Origin of the sequence: Parafrankia irregularis (assembly GCF_001536285.1) — a bacterium.
GTDB classification, from domain to species: Bacteria; Actinomycetota; Actinomycetes; order Frankiales; family Frankiaceae; genus Parafrankia; species Parafrankia irregularis.
The window spans coordinates 465,736-486,529 of the sequence record NZ_FAOZ01000006.1; the positions used below are offsets into that span (position 1 = coordinate 465,736).

General features: G+C 70.9%; 17 protein-coding genes. 8 read left to right on the forward strand and 9 right to left on the reverse strand.

Features of this window, described 5'->3' with window-relative positions; translation table 11 throughout:
* Positions 1 to 21: 21 nt before the first annotated feature.
* A complete protein-coding gene (locus tag AWX74_RS12945) occupies positions 22 to 1,749 on the reverse strand; it encodes an N-acyl-D-amino-acid deacylase family protein (protein ID WP_091275611.1) in 1,728 nt (575 codons plus the stop codon).
* A 4-nt stretch (positions 1,750 to 1,753) separates the two neighbouring features.
* Positions 1,754 to 3,028 (reverse strand): amidohydrolase family protein, encoded by a 1,275-nt coding sequence (locus tag AWX74_RS12950; protein WP_091275614.1) that lies wholly within the window; start codon positions 3,026 to 3,028, stop codon positions 1,754 to 1,756.
* 366 nt (positions 3,029 to 3,394) lie between these two features.
* Here AWX74_RS12950 and AWX74_RS12955 point away from each other — a divergent pair, with 366 nt between their 5' ends.
* Entirely contained in the window at positions 3,395 to 4,786 is a 1,392-nt protein-coding gene (locus AWX74_RS12955) for an ABC transporter substrate-binding protein (protein WP_242666206.1), read from the forward strand.
* A gap of 100 nt (positions 4,787 to 4,886) precedes the next feature.
* Positions 4,887 to 8,414, forward strand: a complete 3,528-nt coding sequence (locus tag AWX74_RS42835; RefSeq protein ID WP_242666207.1) for an AMP-binding protein — start codon at positions 4,887 to 4,889, stop codon at positions 8,412 to 8,414.
* Positions 8,415 to 8,433: 19 nt separating this feature from the next.
* On the opposite strand, the gene AWX74_RS12970 is transcribed toward AWX74_RS42835, so the two are convergent.
* The 6 genes from AWX74_RS12970 to AWX74_RS12995 form a co-directional block, all read right to left on the reverse strand.
* The gene (locus AWX74_RS12970) at positions 8,434 to 8,808 is read right to left on the reverse strand and encodes a DUF5615 family PIN-like protein (RefSeq protein ID WP_091275620.1); all 375 of its coding nucleotides are present in this window, start codon (positions 8,806 to 8,808) and stop codon (positions 8,434 to 8,436) included.
* Positions 8,805 to 9,035: a DUF433 domain-containing protein gene (locus AWX74_RS12975; protein ID WP_091275623.1), complete on the reverse strand. Its 231-nt coding sequence runs from the start codon at positions 9,033 to 9,035 to the stop codon at positions 8,805 to 8,807. Before AWX74_RS12975 ends, AWX74_RS12970 begins: the two co-directional genes overlap by 4 nt.
* Positions 9,036 to 9,452: 417 nt before the next feature.
* The gene (locus AWX74_RS12980) at positions 9,453 to 10,652 is read right to left on the reverse strand and encodes a flavin reductase (RefSeq protein ID WP_091275625.1); all 1,200 of its coding nucleotides are present in this window, start codon (positions 10,650 to 10,652) and stop codon (positions 9,453 to 9,455) included.
* Positions 10,649 to 11,365 (reverse strand): acetoacetate decarboxylase family protein, encoded by a 717-nt coding sequence (locus AWX74_RS12985; protein WP_091275632.1) that lies wholly within the window; start codon positions 11,363 to 11,365, stop codon positions 10,649 to 10,651. The genes AWX74_RS12980 and AWX74_RS12985 overlap by 4 nt, the downstream gene beginning before the upstream one ends.
* A gap of 66 nt (positions 11,366 to 11,431) precedes the next feature.
* Positions 11,432 to 12,895 (reverse strand): aldehyde dehydrogenase, encoded by a 1,464-nt coding sequence (locus tag AWX74_RS12990; RefSeq protein ID WP_226931000.1) that lies wholly within the window; start codon positions 12,893 to 12,895, stop codon positions 11,432 to 11,434.
* A gap of 203 nt (positions 12,896 to 13,098) precedes the next feature.
* Entirely contained in the window at positions 13,099 to 14,307 is a 1,209-nt protein-coding gene (locus AWX74_RS12995; protein ID WP_091275635.1) for an amidohydrolase family protein, read from the reverse strand.
* A gap of 220 nt (positions 14,308 to 14,527) precedes the next feature.
* Between AWX74_RS12995 and AWX74_RS13000 the strand changes: the two genes are divergently transcribed.
* Positions 14,528 to 15,292: a M50 family metallopeptidase gene (locus tag AWX74_RS13000; protein WP_091275638.1), complete on the forward strand. Its 765-nt coding sequence runs from the start codon at positions 14,528 to 14,530 to the stop codon at positions 15,290 to 15,292.
* A 191-nt stretch (positions 15,293 to 15,483) separates the two neighbouring features.
* On the opposite strand, the gene AWX74_RS13005 is transcribed toward AWX74_RS13000, so the two are convergent.
* On the reverse strand, positions 15,484 to 16,539 hold the full coding sequence (locus tag AWX74_RS13005) for an IclR family transcriptional regulator (protein WP_091275642.1): 1,056 nt from the start codon (positions 16,537 to 16,539) through the stop codon (positions 15,484 to 15,486).
* A 195-nt stretch (positions 16,540 to 16,734) separates the two neighbouring features.
* Here AWX74_RS13005 and AWX74_RS13010 point away from each other — a divergent pair, with 195 nt between their 5' ends.
* The 5 genes from AWX74_RS13010 (at position 16,735) to AWX74_RS42005 (ending at position 20,792) form a co-directional block, all read left to right on the forward strand.
* A complete protein-coding gene (locus AWX74_RS13010; RefSeq protein WP_165615585.1) occupies positions 16,735 to 17,592 on the forward strand; it encodes a TauD/TfdA dioxygenase family protein in 858 nt (285 codons plus the stop codon).
* A gap of 144 nt (positions 17,593 to 17,736) precedes the next feature.
* Positions 17,737 to 18,819, forward strand: a complete 1,083-nt coding sequence (locus AWX74_RS13015) for an ABC transporter substrate-binding protein (RefSeq protein WP_242666208.1) — start codon at positions 17,737 to 17,739, stop codon at positions 18,817 to 18,819.
* Positions 18,816 to 19,769, forward strand: a complete 954-nt coding sequence (locus AWX74_RS13020; protein ID WP_091275653.1) for an ABC transporter permease — start codon at positions 18,816 to 18,818, stop codon at positions 19,767 to 19,769. Before AWX74_RS13015 ends, AWX74_RS13020 begins: the two co-directional genes overlap by 4 nt.
* A complete protein-coding gene (locus AWX74_RS13025) occupies positions 19,766 to 20,569 on the forward strand; it encodes an ABC transporter ATP-binding protein (protein ID WP_207550304.1) in 804 nt (267 codons plus the stop codon). The genes AWX74_RS13020 and AWX74_RS13025 overlap by 4 nt, the downstream gene beginning before the upstream one ends.
* Positions 20,499 to 20,792: a helix-turn-helix domain-containing protein gene (locus AWX74_RS42005; RefSeq protein WP_091275656.1), complete on the forward strand. Its 294-nt coding sequence runs from the start codon at positions 20,499 to 20,501 to the stop codon at positions 20,790 to 20,792. Before AWX74_RS13025 ends, AWX74_RS42005 begins: the two co-directional genes overlap by 71 nt.
* The last annotated feature ends 2 nt before the right edge of the window (positions 20,793 to 20,794 follow it).

Consider the following 20,794-nt stretch of genomic DNA (forward strand, 5'->3'; position numbering starts at 1 on the left):
AGCACCATCCGAACTACGAGGTCATGCGGTCGGCACGGTCCTGGTGTCGCGGCCGGAGCGCAGCAGGGTGCCCGGGGTGGCGCCGGTGCTCGTCCCGTCCCGGACGATCTCGACGCCGTTGACCAGCACATGGGCGACGCCGACCGAGCCGGCGGTGAGGCGGGCCGCGCCGCCGGGGAGGTCGTCGACCAGGGCGGCGGGCTCGGCGTCGACGGTGGCCGGGTCGAAGACGGTGATGTCGGCGTGGCAGCCCGGTGCGAGCCTGCCCCGGTCGCGCAGGCCGAACAGGGCCGCCGGTTCGCCGGTCATCATCGCGACGGCCGTCTCCAGGCCGACGAGGCGGCGCCCGCGCAGGCAGTCGCCGAGGAACCTGGTCGGGTAGGGCGCGCCGGCCATCCGGTCCAGGTGCGCACCGGCGTCCGAGCCGCCGAGCAGGACGTCCGGATGTGCCCAGGTGTCGCGCCGCAGCGCCCACGAGTCGGGGTCGTTGTCGGTCGGCATCGGCCACAGGACCGTGCGCAGGTCGTCGGCGGCGGCGATCTCGAAGAGTGCGGCGAACGGGTCGAGGCCGCGTTCGGCGGCGATGTCACCGACGACGCGGCCGGTCAGGCCGGCGTTGGCGGGTGCGTAGGTGTCGCCGATGACGTAGCGGCGGAAGTCCGCGAGCCGGCGCAGGACGCCGGCTTCCGGGGAGCGGGCCCGTTCCAGCAGGCGGGCGCGAACCGCCGGGTCGCGCAGCGCGGCGATCCGCTCGGGGATCGGCAGGCCGAGGACGTCCCCCCAGCCGGGGATGAGGTGCAGCGCGCAGAAGGTGCGCAGGCTCATGTTCATCGGTACCAGCGTCGGCATGGTCAGCGCGACGACCCGGCCGCCGAGCTCGCGGGCCCGGGCGGAGGCGGCCAGCTGGCGCGGGACCCGGTCGGGGGCCGCCGCGTCGATGGTCAGCACGTTCCAGTTGAGCGGGCGGCCGGCCGCCGCGCTCATCCGCGCGAGCAGGTCGATCTCGTCGTCGCCGAAGGTGTTCAGGCAGCCGGGGACGATCCCTTCCAGGAACGTGCCCTCGTGCTCGCCGACGGCCGCGCACAGCGCGAGCGTCTCCTCGTGGGACGCCCAGCGGGAGGCGACCGGCCGGCCGTCACCGTCGACATGCGTCGAGGAAAGCGTGGTGGACAGGCCGAGGGCGCCGGCGGCGAGCGCGTCGTGCAGCGCCGCCGTCATGGCGGCGACCTCGCCCGCGGTCGCCGCCCGGCCGACGGCCTCGGTGCCCAGGACGTAGGAGCGCAGCGCGCAGTGCCCGACGAGGAACCCGGCGTTGACGCCGATCCGCCCGTCGAGGGTGTCGAGGTACTCGGCGAACGTCTCCCAGCTCCAGTCGACGCCGGTCTCCAGCGCGGCCAGCGGCATCCCCTCGACGCGGGCCATCATCCGGCGCAGGTAGTCGGCTCCGCCGGGGCGCAGCGGAGCGAGGGTGAACCCGCAGTTGCCGCCGATCACCGTGGTGACCCCGTGCACGTTCGACGGGGTGGCGTACGGATCCCAGAGCAGCTGCGCGTCGTAGTGCGTGTGGACGTCGACGAAGCCCGGCGCGACGACGAGCCCGTCGGCGTGGATCCGTGCCCGGGCCGGCGCGGGCTCACCCGGTGGGGTGACGGCCACGATCCGGCCGCCCTTGATCGCGACGTCGGCGTGCCGGCCCGGCGCGCCGGTGCCGTCCACGACGAGACCACCGGTGATCAGCGTGTCGAACATGGCACTACCCCCGGGGGCCCGGCAGGTCGGCGCTCGGTAGATCGGCGCTCGGCAGATCGGGGGCGGCGGCCCAGCGTCCGTCCGGGGTGAGGCCGAGCATGCGGATCGCGTTACCGCGGACGATCTTCTCGATGGTCTCCGGCGGCAGGTGCTTCATCTGGCGTTCCGCGACGGCCCGGGTGTCGGGCCAGGTGCTGTCCGAATGCGGGTAGTCGCTTTCGTAGGTGACGGTGTCGGCGCCGATCTCGTCCAGGCTGAGCAGGCCGTGTGGGTCGTCGAAGAAACAGCCGTACACGTGCCGGCGGTACAGCTCGCTCGGGGGCACGGTCACGGTCTCCCCCAGCCCGCCCCAGCCTCGGTTCTCCCGCCAGACGACGTCGGCGCGGTGCAGGATGTACGGAATCCAGCCGATGGAGCCTTCCGAGTAGGCGATCGTGAGCTCCGGAAAGCGCTCGAACGTGCCGGACAGCAGCCAGTCGACGAGGGAATAGCACGAGTTCGCGAATGTCAGGGTGGAGCCGACCGCCGGCGGGGCGTCCGCCGACGTCGAGGGCATCTTCGACGACGACCCGATGTGCATGTTGATGGTCGTCCCGGTCTCGGCGCAGGCGGCGAAGAACGGATCCCAGTAGTGGTCGCGGTCGTGGATGGACGGCAGGCCGAGAAACGGTGGGATCTCGCTGAAGCAGACGGCGCGCACACCCCGGGCGGCGTTGCGGCGGACCTCGGCGGCTGCGAGCCCGGCGTCCCACAGCGGGACGATCGCGAGCGGGATCAGCCGGCCGGCCGCCGCACCGCACCACTGCTCGACCATCCAGTCGTTGTAGGCGCGTACGCACAGCAGCGCCAGTTCGCGGTCGGCGGCCTCGGTGAAGGTCTGGCCGCAGAAACGCGGGAAGGTGGGAAAGCACAGGGACGACTCGATGTGGCTGACGTCCATGTCGGCGAGCCGGTCGGCCACAGTGAAGGCGCCCGGGCGCATCTGGTCGTAGCGCACCAGGCGCAGGTCGACCTCGTCGCGGTCGAATCCGACCGCGGCGTCGAGGCGCATCAGCGGGCGACACAGGTCCTCGTAGCGCCACCAGGCGACGTCCGGGCCGCTGCCCGGCGCGCCCATGGTCACCGTCAGCCGGCCGCCCACGAAGGTGACCTCGCCCTTCGGGGCATGGACCACCCGGGGCCCGACATCGCGATACCGCGCCGGCAGCCGGCTGCTCCAGACATCGGGTGGCTCGACGACGTGATCGTCTACCGAGACAATCTTCGGGAAGTCGTGCATGTGGGCAGGGTAGCTCCGTTTCTGACGATCCGTCAGGTGTACGGGGCGACCCGCTCTCTCAGTACGTGCAACCAGTGCCGGTATTTGCGCCACAGCCAGCAAGCAGGGCCTGAGGTGGCGTCAGAAACCTTTCGGAAACCTCTATCGCGGGAAGAGAACGTGTTCTAGTCTGTCGGTCTGTCGGCGCGCCCGGTGCAACGAGCGCGTTTCGCCGCCTCACACGCCCCGCCGAGTCGCCGCGGCCTGCCTCCCCGCGGCCGCCGGCCGCCGGCCGCCGGCTGACCGGCCGACCGGCCGACGTGCGGGCGTCAAGGGAGAGGACATCCCCCGATGAGACCCCACCCCCGCCGTCGTAGAACCCGCTTGGTGCCCGCGCTGACCGTCGCCATGGCCGTCAGCGTTGCCCTGACGGCGTGCACCCGGTCCGCCGACGAACGTGAGACGGGGGGATCCGAGCCCGCCGTGACGGCGGCTGGCGCATCGCCGGCAACGGCCGCGGCCGGCGACTTCGGCGACCTGCGGGGCGTGTGCGGCCCCGGCCCCGCAAGCGGCGGCGGGGGCAGTAACGGTAGCGGCGGCGGGGCCGCGGGCGGTGCGAGCGTTCGCGGGGTCACCGACTCGGAGATCACGATCGGCACCACCGCCGATGTGGGCAGCAACATCACCCCCGGCCTGGGCCAGGAGTTCTTCGACGTGGGCGACGCGTTCGTGGCCTGGTGCAACAAGGCCGGCGGCATCAACGGCCGGAAGCTCAGGCTCATCAAACACGACGCGAAACTGTCCGAAGCCGCCGCGCAGATGATCCAGGCCTGCCAGACCGACTTCATGATTGTCGGCGGCGGAATGGTCGGTGACGCCGCCGCGGTCGGGCCGCGGGTCGACTGCGGGCTCGGCCAGATCTCCGGCTACACCGTCTCCCCGGAGGCCATCAGGGCACCGCTTCAGGTCGTGCCGATTCCGGCACCCTTCGACCAGTACCCGATCGGGGCCTACCGGCAGCTCGTGAAGCGCTATCCCGACGCGGCCGACCATCTCGGTGTGGCGGGGAACAACCTCGCGACCCTGCGCCCGCAGGGCCTGCGCCTACGGGAGGCGCTCACCACCAACGGTTTCGGGGTGAGCTCCTACCAGGAATGGCCCCCGCTGGTGGCGAACTACCGGCCGTACATGGAGGAGATGCGGGCCAAGGGAACCCGGGGGCTGGAGGCGATCGCCCTGCAGGACCTCACCGCGCCGCTGACCGCGATCAACAACATCGGGTGGAAGCCGGACTTCGTCGTCATCGCGCACCAGCTGTACGACCCGGGCACGATCAAGGCGGTGACCACGGCGAACTTCTCCAACGTCTACCTCACGCTCGACCACGTTCCGTTCGAGCTCGCCGACACGGTGCCCGCGGTGAAGGAGGCCGTGACGATTCTGCGGGACACCCACCCGGAGGCGAAGCTCACCGACTTCACCGCCATCGGCTTCAACGCCTGGCTGCTGTGGGCGAAGGCGGCGACCGAATGCGGGGCGGACCTGACCACCGCCTGCGTGCTGGAGAAGGCCGGCGCGACGAAGCAGTGGTCGGCCGGCGGCCTCTATCCCGCGCACGACATCGCCCCCGGCGGGAAGGGCGATCTCAGCACCTGCGTCCTGCTCATGAAGGTCACCCCCGACGGTTTCGTCTACGACCGCGAGCTCACCCAGCCGAACAACGGCATCTTCAACTGCGATCCGTCCAATGTGGCCAGGCTGACGAACACCTTCGAATAGCGGCCCGAATCCGCCCCGACCCGGCCTCGATCCTGATCCGATCCCGACGATCCGCCACCCGAATCGAATTCCATCCGCCAGGAACGTCGAAAGGGATGCTGTGAGCACCGGGGTCAACTTCGCGGACATGATCGAGCTCATCGCGGACACGGTGCCGGGCCGGCCGGCCATCGTCGCCGGATCGTCCCGACTGACCTACGCCGAGCTGGACGCCCGTGCCGACCGCGCCGCGCGGCTGCTTCGGGACGCCGGAGTCCAGCCCGGCGAGCACGTCGGCATCTACGCGGTGAACCGGATCGAATGGGTCGAGGCGATGATCGGCTGCCTCAAGCTGCGGGCCACCCCGGTGAACATCAACTACCGGTATGTCGCGGCGGAGCTGCGGTATCTGATCGACAACGCCGACCTGCGCACGATCGTCGTCGAACGGCGCTACCTGCCCACCCTCACCACGGCGCTGGCGGACGTCTCACCGGTACGCGCCGTCGTCGTCCTCGAGGACGGGTCCCCGCTCGCGGCCGACGTCCAGGCCGACGTCCAGGCCGACGGCGGGAGCGGCGCCGAGGCCCGGACCGGCGGCGCGGCCGGGAGTCAGGCGACGTCGTGGCGAACGGTCGGATTCGAGGAGCCGACAGCCGATCCGGCGACCGATCCGCGACCGGTGCGGATCCCCCGCGACGGTGATGATCACTACATCATCTACACGGGCGGTACGACAGGACTGCCCAAGGGGGTGGTGTGGCGGTCCGCCGACCTGTTCCGGGCGGCGATCGCCCGCCCCCTGCCGGACGGCCGGATCCCGACGGGCATCACCGACTTCGTCGAGCACGCGGCGAACCCGCCGCTGAACTACTTCACCCTGGCGCCGCTCATGCACGGGGCCGCCCAGCTCGGCGTGCTCATCGCGATCGCCACTGCGGGCACCACCGTGCTGTGGACGGGCCGCAGCTTCGACGCGCCCGCGATCTGGGATCTCGCCGCCGCCGAGCGGGCGACGTCGATGACCGTGGTCGGCGACGCGATGGCGCTCCCACTGGTCGACGCGCTGGAGGCACGGCCCGGCGGCTGGGATCTCTCCGGGCTGTTCGCGCTGGCCAACAGTGGCGCGCCGCTGTCCAGCGGGGTCCGGGCCCGGCTGGCGCGGCTGCTGCCGAACGTGCTGCTCATCGACTCGTACGGCGCCACCGAGCTCGGGCACAGCGGCGCCGAGGAGGGTGGGCCGGCCCGCTTCCGGCTCAGCGGCGACACCGCCGTCCTCGACGAGCACCTCGTCCCGATCAGCCCCGGAGCGGGCACGGTCGGCCGGATCGCGCGCCGCGGGGCGATCCCGCTCGGCTACTACAAGGACCCGGAGAAGACCGCGGCCGTGTTCCAGACCGACGCCGACGGGGTGCGCTGGGCGGTGCCGGGCGACCTCGCCACCGTCGACGCGGACGGCACGGTCCGACTACTCGGCCGTGGTAGCACCGTGGTGAACTCCGGCGGCGAGAAGATCTTCCCCGAGGAGGTCGAGGACGCGCTGAAAACGCATCCCGACCTCGTCGACGCGGTGGTGGTCGGGGTCCCGGACGCCCGCTTCGGCGAGCGGGTCGTCGCCCTCGCCGTCCTGCGTGCCGGTCGGATGCCCGACTCCGCGGCGCTCATCGCGCACTGCCGCGGCCTCGTCGCCGGTTTCAAGGCGCCGCGGGAGATCCACACCGTGACCGCCATCAGGCGCAGCCCGGCCGGAAAGGTCGACATCCCCTGGGCCCGCGCCCGCGCCGCCGACCTGTCCGGTTCCGCGGAACCATCCGGTACCGCCGACTTCGCCGGCTCCGCGGAAGCGCCCGACATCACCTACCTGTCCGGTTCCGCGGAACCGCCCCGCGTCATCGACCTGCCCGGCGCCGCGGAACCACCCGACGCCACCGAACCTTCCGGTCCCCTGGAACCGCTCGGTCCCCCGGAATCGCCCGGTTCCGCGAAACCGCCCGGTTCCGCGGAACCGCTTGGCGCCGTCCCTGCTCCCGCCCGGAGCCCGGCGGGCATGACCGGCGATCCGGCGGCCGATGGGGCCGCGGCCGACGTGGCGGGGCGGGAACGGGCGTCGTTCCTGCCCGACCTGCTCATCGCGGCGCTCGAACGCGGCCGCGACCTTCCCGCGGTGCACCTCGACGGCCGGGTGCTGACAGGGGCCGAGGTGCGCGACGAGATGAGCCGGTACGCGCAGGCGTACGCGAAGCTCGGCCTGGGCGTCGGCAGCCCGACCGCGATGATCTCAGCGAACCGCCCCGAGGTGCTCTTCACCATGGGCGCGAACATGCTGACCGGATGCCGGTCGTCCGCGCTGCATCCACTCGGCTCCGTGGATGATCACGCCTACATCCTCGCCGACGCCGAGATCGAGACGCTCGTGTTCGACCCGGCCTTCGCGCAGCGGGCGACGGAGCTGGCGCGGCGGGTGCCATCCCTGGTGAACCTGCTGTCACTCGGCCCGGCGGAGGTGGGGACGGACCTGACCGCGCTGGCCGCCGGGTTCACCCCGCGCCCGCTGGTCGCGCCCCGGGTGGGGCCCGAGGACGTCTCCGGCATCACCTACACGGGCGGTACGACGGGACGTCCCAAAGGGGTGATGTCGACGTACCGTGGCGCGGCCACGATGACCCAGATCCAGCTCGCCGAATGGGAGTGGCCGACCGAGACCCGCTTCCTCGTCTGCACACCACTGTCGCACGCGGGCGCCGCCTTCTTCGTACCGGTGCTGCTGCGGGGCGGGTCGCTGGTCGTGCTCCCCCGGTTCGACCCCGCCGCGGTGCTCGACGCGATCGAGAGGTACCGCATCACCGCGACGATGCTCGTGCCGACCATGCTCTACCACCTGCTCGACCACCCGAAGCTGGCGGCGGCGGACACGTCGAGCCTGCAGACCGTCTTCTACGGGGCCTCGGCGATGAGCCCGACTCGGCTGGCGGAGGCCATCGAGCGGTTCGGGCCGGTCTTCTTCCAGTTCTACGGGCAGAGCGAATGCCCGATGACGATCAGCGTGCTGCGCCGCGGGGACCACGACGTCAACCGCCCCGACCGGCTGGCCAGCTGCGGGCGTCCGGTGCCGTGGGTGCGGGTGGCGCTGCTCGACGACGACGGCGCCGAGGTGGCCGACGGTGAGCCCGGGGAGGTCTGCGTCCGCGGGCCGCTGCTGTCCGCCGGCTACTGGCGCCGCCCGGACCAGACTGCGGAGCTGTTCGAGCACGGCTGGCTGCACACCGGGGACATCGCGCGCCGCGACGCCGACGGCTTCCTGACCATCGTGGACCGCAAGAAGGACATGGTCGTCACCGGTGGGTTCAACATCTTCCCGAAGGAGGTCGAGGACGTCCTGTGCGCGCACCCGGCGATCGCGGCGGCGGCCGTCATCGGCGTCCCGGACGACACCTGGGGTGAGGCGGTGAAGGCGGTGGTGACCCTGCGCCCCGGCGCCGAGGTCTCCGCCGCCGAGCTGACCGCACTCGTCCGGGAACGAAAGGGCCCGCATCACGCCCCGAAGAGCGTGGACGTCGTCGACCAGCTACCGATGAGCCCGGTCGGCAAACCAGACAAGAAGGCTCTGCGCGCCCGCTACTGGTCCGACGGCGAACGCCGGGTCCACTGAAGGCCGCTTCCCCAAAAGATCATCTGGCGTGGAAGGGCAGCGGACGGATCCGCATCCGATCACGCAGAAGCGTGACGACCGCGCCCGCCGCGAGATCGTCCTCCACATGCGGAAGATTGGCGAGCAACAGATCCGCCTGCTGGTCAGGCGTCAGATCGTTCAGATGCCGCAACAGCACGAAGGAGGGTGCAGCCAGAAGCTGTGTCGCAAGAATCGTGCCGAAATCGCTGTCACTGGAGACGATGACGTGATAATGCCTGGTTGCCCACACGACAATCTCGGAATCTTCCGCCGTGCCCAGGCCGACGTCGAAGACATGGCAGGCCTCGTAGCCGGCCTTCTGTAAGGTTGCTGCCACCCGCGGAGACAGGTTGGCGTCGACCAGAATCCTCACGCAGGCTCAGCCAGCGGCAGCTCACGTTCACTCACAGCGGCCGCGGCATATTCCAACGCGGCCAGGACGTCAGCGCGCTCAAGGTAGGGGTAGTCCGTCAGGACCTCGTCAATCGTGCGGCCGGCCGCGAGCTGCCCGACGACGGCACTGACCGTGACCCGCATCCCCCTGATGCAGGGCAGCCCACCCATGCGCGCGGAGTCGACAGTTATCCGTTCGAAGGCCATCCATCCATGCTAGTCGCGCCCTCCGCACCTGCGTGTGGTCTGCCGGTTCCACCTGAGCGTTCTCGGTCGACCAGCCCCGCGGAGGTTGTCGCACTGCCTGCCGATGTGCCGCCGCCACTGCCGCGCTGTCACCGAGCAAGGAGTGAGGATCTTGGCTGCTGGAACAACCGAAATCCTCACTTCTTGCCGATCGTCAGCGCCCGCTTGCACCTTTTGGTGCGAATTTCTGGCGCTGTGCGGGGTGCGGGATCCCCTCGTGAGCAGCCGCGCCGTGAGCGGCGTCCAGGCATGTCGAGGCCGAGACCAGGGTGATCCGCCGCGGGACCATTCGCGGCGGATCACCGTGGTTTTTACGATTTTCCGGCGCGGCGGTGGCCGCGGCGCCCGTCTGGAAGTGGGGGTAGGAGTCCGTCGGAGTCAGGAGGCAGGGGTGTCGGCGAGGGCGGCGGTGACCTCCCGCGCCGTGGCGAGCAGCTGGCGGGCCTGCGCCCGCGGCCCGGTGTGCCAGCCCGAGTCACGGCCGATCACGCTCAGCACCAGCACCACGCTCCCGTCCGCGTCGAAGACCGGAGCCGACAGCGTCTCCACCGCCTCGCGTCCCCCGGCAGGCTCCTCCCAGTCGGGTGCCTCCCAGCCGGGCGGCAGGGCCCGGATCAGGTCCCGGGCCTCGGTCTGAGCCCGGTCGGTGAAGTCGGTGCGCATCAGCGCGCGCAGCAGCGACACGTGCCACCCCGGCCCGCGCCCGACCGCGTAGCCGTGCCGGCGCACCGAGGCGAGTGTCGCGTTCAGCGCCTCGGACGCACCGGGCCGCGCCCCGCTGCCGATCTGCGCGCACCAGGCACGCTGCACGTTCTCCGGAGCCCAGGCGACGAAGGCGGTGCCCAGCGGCGGCAGGAACGGAATCCGCTGACCGACCCGGGTTGGCAGCGCGTGGGAACGCGTGCCGCCCGCGTTGGCGACGAGGACCAGCTCCTGGCCGACCGCCGCGCTGGCGACGCATTCGGCGCCGAGGGCGTCGGCGAGCGCCTCCATGTGCGGGCGGGCGATGTCCGCGCAGCGCAGCTGTACCGCGAGGTCGCCCTCCCAGGCCGCCAAGGACGGCGACGCGAAACGGCCGTAGCCGCCCTGGAAGAAGACAAGCGGAGCGATCTCACGGCCCACGTCGAGATGACGCACCCGGCCGATCACGATCCAGTGGTCGCCGGCCGAGTGCACCGCTTCGATCTCGCAGTCGATGAACGCGACGACCCCGTCGAGCAGCGGCGAGCCCGAAGGTGCCCGCTGCCAGGAGAGATTCGCGAACTTGTCGCCACCGCGGGCCGCGAACGCCCGGCACACCGCCTCCTGGTCGCTGCCGAGGACGTTCACGCAGAACCGGCCCGAGGCCTGGATCCGCGGCCAGGACGTCGAGGACCTGTCCGGGAAGAAGGCCACCAGCGGAGGATCGAGGGACGCGGAGGTGAAGGAGCCGACGGCCATCCCGACCGGCTGCCCGTCCGCGCCCATCCCGGTGACGACGGCGACCCCGGTGGGGAACGTGCCGAGCACCCGCCGGAACCAGGCCGCGTCCGCCGCCGGGTTCGGGGTGCCGGGCCGGGGGTTCGGGGTGGTGCTCATGCGGTCACCAGCCGCCGGCCGAGCTGGAAGGTGGCGCGCAGGCCCTCGCCCCACACGCAGCTGTCGGGCGCCACCGGCAGGCCGAGGCCGCGCAGCTCGTCCGCGAGCGGGCCCTCGCCCAGTTCGAGGGACACCTCGGACGGATCCACGGCGTCCGAGCCGATCTCCATCTCGGCCGCTGTCGCGTAGGGGTGGCCGTCGAGGTAGGAGTAGCTCTCCACGGTGAGCACCACCGGCGGACCGAGAGGTGCGGGGCGCCGGGGAAACCCGAGCGTGAGGGCCGGCAGGCCGGCCGGACTGCTCACCCGGAAGGTGAACCCGCCGCCGTCGTATCCGGCGGATATCGTCTCGACCGTCTTCGGGAATCCCATCACCATGTTGCCGGCCTCGCAGGTGAAGGGCTGGTTGACCGGCATCCGGTAGATGAACGATCCGACTGTTTCGTCACCGGCGCCGGCCGGCCGGCTCAGAAAGCCGACGTTGAGCTCGTTGTAGTCGCCCCATGGATTGCGCCGGAAATCGCACGCGGCGATGACGAGGCAGCCCACACCGGGCGCCGTCTCCACCAGTTCGAAAGAACTCCCCGGCAGGAGGGCCGCAGCCTGCCGCGCCGGGACCGAATACGTCAGCGTGGCGGCGTTGAACTCCTCCACCCGCATCGGGAAAGTGATCTCGGTCCCGTCAATCGTGCCCCAGAGATGTGTCGCCGCCATCGCACCGGTTCCCCTTTCATGCCGTGTGCCAGGACGTCATTCAGCCTGCGGAACGGGTGGGGTCGGTCAGCTGCCGGCCCATTCCGCCGGCATGTTCACGGTCTGGTACTCGATGTAGGCGGCGAGGCCTTCCGGCCCGAGCTCACGGCCCAGCCCCGAATCCTTGAAGCCGCCGAACGGTGCGCAGTTCTCGAGCATGAAGGTGTTGACGTTGAAGGTCCCCGTCCGCACCTGGCGGGCGACGGCGAGGCCGGTGTCGTGATCCGCCGTCCAGACGGATCCGGACAGCCCGTAGTTCGAGTCGTTCGCGAGGCGCACCGCGTCGTCCACACCGTCGTACTCGATCACGGAGAGCACCGGGCCGAAGATCTCCTCCTGGGCGATCCGCATCCCGTTGTCGACGCCGACGAACAGGGTCGGCTCCACGTACCATCCGCGGTCGAGGCCGGCCGGGCGCCCACCGCCCACCGCAACCTTGGCGCCCTCGGCGACCCCGGCGGCCAGGTACTCCTCGACACGCCCGCGCTGCCGGGCGCTCACCAGCGGCCCGACCTGCGTCTCCTCGTCGAGTGGCGCGCCGACCTTCACCCCTTCGACGCCGGCGACCAGCGCTTCCACCACCTCGTCGTAGCGGTCGCGCGGGGCGAGGACGCGGGTCTGCGCGACGCACGCCTGGCCGCTGTTCATCAGGCCCGCGCCGAGCAGGGCCGGGACGGCCGCCGCCAGGTCCACGTCGGGCAGCAGGATCGCCGCCGACTTGCCGCCGAGCTCAAGGGTCACCCGGCGCAGCCGCTGCCCGCAGAGGGACGCGATGTGCCGGCCCACCGCCGTACTGCCGGTGAAGCTGACCTTGTCGACACCGGGATGGGTGACGAGATACTCGCCGACCACACGGTCGGCCGGCACGATGTTCACCACACCCGGGGGAAGGCCGACCTCCTCCAGCACCTCACCGAGCAGCCGGGCCGACAGCGCGGCCTCCTGAGCCGGTTTCAGCACGACGGTGCAGCCGGCGACGATCGCGGGCGCGAGCTTGAGCATGGTGGCGTAGACGGGGACGTTCCAGGGAACGATGGCGGCGACCACACCGACCGGGGTCCGGCGCACCACGGACGGCCCGAGGAGCCCGGCCCGGGTCTCCTCCCAGGCGGTGTTTCTGCCGAGTTCGGCGTAGTAGTCGGCGACCATGGTGGCGGCCAGTACCTGCCCCAGGCGCGAGAAAGTGATGGGCGCGCCGATCTCGTTGCTGATCGTGCGGGCGAACTCCTCGGAGCGGGCGCTGATCTGTGCCGAGATCCGGGCGAGAGCTTCGGCCCGGGCCGCGCCGTCGGTGTTCTTCCAGGGGCCGCTGTCGAACGCCGCGCGGGCGGCGGCCACGGCCGCGTCGATATCGGCGTGGGCGACCGACGGAATCCGGCCTATCACGTCCTCCGACGCGGGGCTGATGACGTCGACGAAGCCCTCCCCCGCCGACGGGACCCACTTTCCTGCGATGAACAGGCGGTTGTCGGTACCGATGTCGGAACCCATGAGACCGGCCTCCTCGCTCAGTCCTGCGACGCGCGCGCCCGCCCGTCTGGTCGGCCGGCGGACACCCCGACAGACTAGAACAGGTTCTTATTCGCGTACAGGGCACCCGAACCGTTTCCTGACACCCCTTCAGGAAACGGTTCGGGCGGCTGAGGCACCCACGGCCGTGGCCGTGGGCGTGGGCGTGGGCGACCGGCTACGAGCTACGGGAGGAGGGCCGGCCAGTCGTCACCGGTGGGCAACGGGTGGCGGAACAGCCGGGCGGCGTTGCCACCGGCGATCATTACGGCCTCGTGCCGCGGCAGGTCCGCGAAACGCTTGCGCAGCAGGTCCTGCGAGTTCGGCCAGGTCGAGTCGGCGTGCGGGAAGTCCGTCTCGAACAGGATGTGGTCGATCCCGATCATGTGCCGCTGGTCCAGGGTGCCGGGGTCGTCCAGCATGCAGAAGTAGAAGTTGCGGCGCAGCGCCTCACTCGGCGTCACGTCATACGTCCACGGCGTGCCACCGCCGCCGGAGTGTTCCATCACGTAGTCGAGCCGGTTGATGGCCATCGGCACCCACCCGATGCCACCCTCGCTCAACGCGATCTTCAGGTTCGGGTACAGCGCCGGGATGCCCGCCCACACCCAGTCGATGGCGGCGCAGTACGCGCCGGCCGGGAACAGCGACGTCTGCACGTTCAGCCCGCCACCGGGCGAGCCCTGCAGGACGAAGCCGCTCGCCCCGCAGTGCAGCGAGATGACCGTGTCGGTCTCCTCGCACGCCTTGAAGAACGGCTCCCAGTGCTGGTGGTTCGTGATCGGCGGCAGCTTGAGCAGGTGCGGGGACTCCAGGAACGACACCGACGTGAAGCCGAGCTCGGCGTTGCGCCGGATCTCCTCGGCGGCGATCTTCGGATCCTTCAGCCAGGGCAGCTGCATCGGGATGAAGCGCTCCGGGTACGCGCCGTGCCACTCCTCGATCATCCAGCTGTTCCAGGCCCGGATCGCGGCGAGCCCGACCTCGGTGTCGTTGTTCATCGACAGCACCCGCCCGGTGAAACCCCACGCCCCGGACGGGAAGCACAGCGACGCCCAGATGCCGTCGAGATCCATGTCCTTCACCCGGGCATGGACGTCCCACGCCGACCGGCGCATCTCGTCGAAGTTCAGCGGGTCGAGGGTCCACTGCGACTTCGGGCGCCCGGCGACGACGCTCATCCCGTTGTCGCGGTAGAGCCGGTCGCGGTAGAGCCAGGCCTCCGAGCCGTCGGGGGTCGTGATCACCTGGGGGGCCCACTCACGCAGCTTCGCCGGGAACCGCTCGACGAAGACGTCAGCCGGCTCGGTGAGGTGATCATCGACGGAGACGATCGAGTAGCTGCGCTCCTGCGGTTCGGGGTCCCCAAGCAGCTGCCAGTTCGGCCTCGGCATCGTGAGCTCCTGGTTCTCGCCGTCGTCACGTCAGCGGTGCAGCGGCGTCAGCAGTAGTACGTAAACGCTCACTTTTGATCCTAGCCGCTCCCCCACCTCCCGGACGACCGGTTCCCCGTTTGACCGATCCACAGCACGGACCTCCCGCAGCTGCGGAGAATCCGCCTTCTCCCTGCATGAGGTGAGCGATCATTGCCTCTTGAGGGACGGGGGTCTCGGCATGAAGGTCGATCAGGCCTGGCCACTGGCGGCGACCGTGACGGCCAGCGCGCACGCGACCGCGCACGCAACCACCTCCGCGGCCGCGGTTGCGGCCGCGACCACGGATCTGGCTCCGTCGCCGTCGACGGGGCTCAGCTCAGGGCTCGTCGCGCTCGCCCTGGTCATCGCCCGGCCGCTGTGGAACCGCACCGGGCACCTCAACACGGCCGCACACGAGGGTGGCCACGCCCTGATGGCCTTCCTGCTGGATCGCGAGTTCCTGGCCGTCCGGCTCGAAGCCAACCAGAACGGCCTGACGTCCTACTTCGGCCGGCCGCGCGGCTTCGGGCGCATGATCATCTCCGCGTCCGGCTACACCGCGCCGTCACTGTTCGGACTCGCGGCCGCCGCCCTGCTGGCCGCCGGCAACGTCACCGCGGCCTTCCTGCTCGCCGGGCTGGCACTCTGCGGCCTGTTACTGCTGGTCGTGAACGCCTTCGGACGACTGACAGTCGTGGTCATGACCCTGCTGCTCGTGCTGGTCACGGCCCGGGGCTCGGCGGGATCGCAGCTGTTCGTCGCCTGCGCGGTGAGCTGGTTCCTGCTGCTCGGCGCGATCCGGTCGCTCGGCGAGCTGCGCCAGGCCCGCCGATACTCGCTGCACACCGACGCCGACACACTGGCATCCGTGAGCCATCTCCCGGCGTGGGTGTGGGTGGCGATCTTCTACACGATCGATCTCTACTGCCTGCTGCTCGGCGGCCGCCTGCTGCTCGGCGGCTGACCGCCCCGCAGATCAGGCACCGGGCCGCCTGACAATCGGCAAGAAGTGAGGATCTGGGCCGCTTCAACAACCGAGATCTTCACTTCTTGCTCTGAAGCAGCAACAGTCCCCCGGGTCTCGGGCGGCCCAGGAGTCCGTACCGGGCGACCGGAACCTGGCAGCCGTCACGCCTGCCGGCCACGCACTCGCGGTCAGGCGCTTGCCGGCCGGACGGGTTCGGACGTCCAGTCCGGGTAGTCCGGAGGGAAGAGGCCGTGCAGGCGGCGAGTCGCCTCCGCCGTCCTCGCGGCGAGCGCCGCACCGATGGCGTTGACCCTGGCACCGGGTAGCGCCTCACCCCCCAGGTGCAGGAAGACGATGAACCGGGTCCGGCCCGAGCTGTCGAACACCGGCGCCCCGATCAGGCCGACAACATAGGACTGGTCCTCGATGATCGACCCGAAGCCGTACTGGATGTCCTCCGGGGCTGGGCCGAAAGGAGCGGGCTCACCCGCGGGCCCGTCGGCGGGGACGGACCCAGCGGCGGCCGCGGAGGGAGCGGCGGCAGACGCGGCAGAGGCGGCGGCGGGCGCGGAGGTGCGTCCCGGACGGGCCGCCGCGTCGTCGTCCAGGTCGGCGATCACCGAGAGGATCGCGCTTGGGGTGAGCAGGCCGATCCCCTCGACGCCGAAGCCACGGCGTCGGGTGTGGGCCAGCAGATCGGGCAGGTCCAGGTGCCGCGCGACCCGCGGCGTGCGGGCCTGCCAGGCCGCGCGGTCCTCGTCCGACGCCCAGGCGGTGATCAGCAGGCCGAACGGGGGCGCGAAGGGGTACCGGACGCCGATCACCGCTTCGACGAAGCGCTCCGACGGGCCGAAACGGTGCGCCATGACGAGCTCGTCGTGGTCGCGCATGTGGATCGAGCACCCGTAGCCGAGTGACCGGCTGAGCGGTTCGAGCTGGTGGGCGAGCGCGCGCAGGGCCGGGAACCTGGCGTCCGCGGCCTTGCCGAGGGCGAGCAGCGCGGGGCCCGGGGTGTAGCTCTTGTCGGATTCGTCCCGGACCACCAGCGCCGAGTGACGCAGCTCATTGAGGATCGCCAGCGCCGTGCTCGGGACGAGGCCGAGCTCCCGGGCGACCTCCGCGAGGGTCCACGAGCGGTCCGGGTGGGCGCCGAGAAGCTCCAGGATGCGGATCACCCGTCGCGTCGGTGGTGACACCCGATCACTACGGGTGTCGGCGGGGATAACCGTGTTGCGCGCCGTCATCGCTCCTCACTCAGGGCCATGGCGTGGTCGACACCCGACAGTCTGCCCGAGTCACCCCGGCCGCCTACCGGCTTACCACCGGCGTTGACGGACAGCCTTGACAGACGAGGAAGCGAGTTGCGATATTGCAACACGCTACTTCACCAATCCGATCGAAATTATCCGGCGAATCGACGGACCCCGCGGAGGGCTGACGTGACCACGATCGAGGCTCCCACCACCCTGCTCCGAGTCGAGCCCATCCACCCCACGATCGGCGCGGTCATACACGGCGTCGACGCCAGCCGACCGCTCGACCCCGCGACCGTCGCGTTCGTCCGCCAGGCCCTGCTCGACCACAAGGCGATCTTCCTGCGCGGCCAGCACCTCGACCTGGAGCAGCAGGGCCGGTTCGCGGAGCACTTCGGCGACCTGACGCCGCACCCCATCCAGGAGCTCGCGGGCGGCTACCCCGACTTCGAGTGGCTGATGCAGCAGAGCATCCGCACCCGCGCCGAGGGCTGGCACTCCGACATGGCCTTCCTGCCGGAGCCGCCGTTCGCGACGCTGCTGACCCTCCCGGTGATCCCGCCGGTGGGCGGCGACACGCTGTTCCTCGACCTGGAGGCCGCCTACAACGACCTCTCCGAGCCGGTTCGCACGCTCGTGGACGACCTGACGGTGATCCACTACGCCGACAACTTCCAGGACTGGGCGTGGGGCCCGAACGTCGACGAGGCAACGCGCAACCAGATCCTCTCCTGGGCGGCCCGCCCGGTCGAGCACCCGCTGGTGCGGGTGCACCCGGAGACGGGGCGCCGGACGCTGTTCGCCGTGACCGGCTTCGCCCGCCGGATCAAGGGCCTGACCGAGACGGAGAGCAAGGGCATCCTCGACCTGCTCGCCGCGCACGTCTCGCGCACCGAGTACGTCGCCCGGTTCAGGTGGAGCCCCGGCGACATCGCCTTCTGGGACAACCGCACGGTGCTGCACCGGGCCTCGATCGACTTCGGTGACGCCCCCCGGCCGCTCCAGCGCGTGACCATCAACGAGTTCGCCGTCAACGGCCACTGACGTCACCCGCGAACCGCGGCTCCCCCGCGCCGCGCCTCATCCCCCACCGCGGCTCATCCCCCACCGCATGCCGCATGCCCCGCCGCATGCCGCATACCCCACACCAAACACAATTCGCCAGACACATTCACTGAAAGAACTGCTGTGACTACTGAGCTTTCCGGCGGACGTCGGTCCCGCCGCGCCCGACTCCCGCTGCTCGCCATGCTGATCGCCCTGGTGGCACTGTTCGCGGCCGCCTGCGGGAGCGACGACGACACCGAGGCGACGTCCGACGCGACGGCGCCAGCCGCCTCCGCCGGTGCCAGTGCCGCCGTCGACCTCACCGATGTCACGCTGCACGTCGGCGACCAGTACAACATCCTCAGGTCCCAGCTCGAGGCGGCCGGCGTGCTCGACGACGCCCCGTACAAGGTCGAGTGGAGCCAGTTCCAGGGCGGCCCCGCGGTCATCGCGGCGGAGACCGGCGGCGACGTCGACCTGGGCATGATGGGCGAGACGCCGGTCGTCTTCGCCCAGGCGGCGAACAGCCCGGTGAAGGTCGTCGGGGTATCGAAGATCAGCGACCCTGCGAAGTACAACTTCGCCCTGATCGTCAAGAACGACTCCCCGATCCGCACCATCGCCGACCTCAAGGGCAAGAAGATCCTGAACTCGCAGGGCACGGTGGCGCAGTACCTGATCGGCAGGGTGCTGGAGAAGGCCGGCCTGACGACGAAGGACGTCGAGCTGGTCAACATCCAGCAGGGTGCGCAGGCCGCCTACGACCGTGGCGACGTCGACGTCGCCGGCAGCGGCGGGGCGCCGCTGGTCACCACCCTGGCCAAGGGCCAGGACCGGGTCCTCATCTCCGGCGCCGGGCTGCTGCCCGGGTTCAACTACCTCGTCGCCCGCGACGGAGCGCTGTCCGACCCGAAGACCAGCGCCGCCCTCGGCGACTTCCTCGGCCGGGTCGCGAAGTCCCAGGACTGGTACAACGCCAACCCGGACAAGGCCGCCGAGATCGTCAAGCCGATCTACAAGGTCGACGACGCGATCGCCAAGAAGATCGTCACCCTCGCACCGTTCACGTACGTGCCGATCGACAGCACCATCATCGACGCCCACCAGTCGGAGGCCGACTTCTTCACCGAGCAGGGCGTGCTGAAGTCGACCGTCGACGCCACGAAGGTCTTCGATGACCGCTACAACTCGGTCATCACAGAAGCCACCTCAGGCAAGTCATGACCGATCTGCCCGTCGCGGGGGTGGCCCCGGCCACCCCCGCATCTCCTCCGGTCTCCGAAGCCGCTGCGAACTCGCAGACCGCTCCGGCCTCGGGAACCGCTCCTATCCTGGAAACCGCTCCGATCTCGGACGTCGCTCCGGCACCGGGGCTCGTCCGGCCGCGCGCGGCCAGGAAGCGCGGGCATGGCCGCGGCCTCACACTCGTCCTGCGGGCGCTGCTGCCACTGGCGTTGTTCGGCCTGTGGTGGTGGGGAACGGAGACGGGCTGGATCTCCGCCAACGTCCTCGTCTCCCCGCCGGAGGTCGTCCGGACCTTCGGTGACCTGGTCAGCGAGGACCATCTGTTCCACCAGCTGTGGGTCTCGCTGAGCCTGTCGCTGCGCGGCGCGCTCATCGGCGGCAGCCTCGGCCTGCTGTTCGGCGCGGTCGCCGGCCTGTGGCGCATCGGCGAGGAACTGCTCGACGCGACCATGCAGATGCTGCGCACCATCCCGTTCCTCGCGGTGGTGCCGCTGTTCATCGTCTGGCTCGGCATCGGTGACACGCCGAAGGTGCTGCTGATCTCGCTGGCGACGCTGTTCCCGATGTACCTGAACACCTACAACGGCGTCCGCAACGTCGACCGGCGCGTCATCGAGGCGATGGACGTCTTCGGCCTGCGCGGCGCCCGCCTCGTCGCCAAGGTGATCATCCCGCTGGCGCTGCCGTCCATTCTCACCGGCCTGCGGTTCTGCCTGGGCGTCTCCGTGCTCGCCCTGATCGCCGCCGAACAGATCAACTCCAGCGCCGGCCTCGGCTACCTCATGTACCAGGCGCAGTCGCTGCAGCAGGTGGACATCCTGGTCGTGGTGCTGGCGATCTACGCGATCCTCGGTCTGCTCTCCGACCTCATCGTCCGTGTACTGGAGAAGGTCCTCATGCCCTGGCACCGAGGAGTAGCAGCGAGATGACCGTCACCTCAGACCCGCCCTCGACCTCGGCTGCGGCTCCGGCTGCGGACTCGGCTGCCGCCACGAGCGCGGCCTCGGCTGCGGCCGAGGGACAGCTGACCGTGCGGGTCCGGGACGTGCGCAAGACGTTCGCCCGCCCGGTCCTCGACGGGATCAGCCTCGACATCCACGCCGGCGAGTTCGTCGCGCTGCTCGGCGCCAGTGGGAGCGGAAAGACCACGCTGCTGCGGATCCTCGCCGGCCTCGAAGCCGCCGACAGCGGCAGCGTCTGGGTTCCCCCGACCCGCACCGTGGTCTTCCAGGAACCCCGGCTGGTGCCGTCGCAGCGGGTCTGGCGCAACGTCGTCGTCGGGCGCAGCGGCGGGCGCAGCGGCGGGCGCAGCGGCCGGGCCGCCGCCCGGGCCGCGCTCGCCGAGGTCGGTCTGGAGGACTGGGAGAACGCCTGGCCGGCCACCCTCTCCGGCGGCCAGGCCCAGCGGGTGGCACTGGCCCGCGCGCTCGTCCGGGAACCGCAGCTGCTGCTGCTCGACGAGCCGTTCGCCGCCCTCGACGCCCTGACCCGCATCAGGATGCGCCAGCTCATCGGGGATCTGTGCGCCCGGCACCGCCCGGCTGTCCTGCTGGTCACCCACGACGTCGACGAGGCCATCGTGCTCGCCGACCGCGTCGTCGTCCTCACCGACGGGCAGATCTCCCTCGACCGCCGCATCGACCTGCCCCGGCCGCGTTCTGTGGGCGACCCCGGCTTCGCCGAGTTCCACCGGCTGCTGCTCGCCGAGCTCGGCGTCCACGAGCACTGACCCCGCACCCGACCAGCGTCACGCAAACCGACGCGCCGGCGCGTCACACCAGCGGCGGGGCTGGAGTCAGGCGGAGCTGGCCCACGCGGCGCGCATGACGCAGTCCACGGTGGCACGGTTCGAGGCCGGCGGAACCATACCGACACTCCCGGTACTGGAACGGCTCGCCGAGGCACTCGACGCCGACCTCGACGTCCGCGTCGTCCCGCGCTCCGCGGCGTAGGC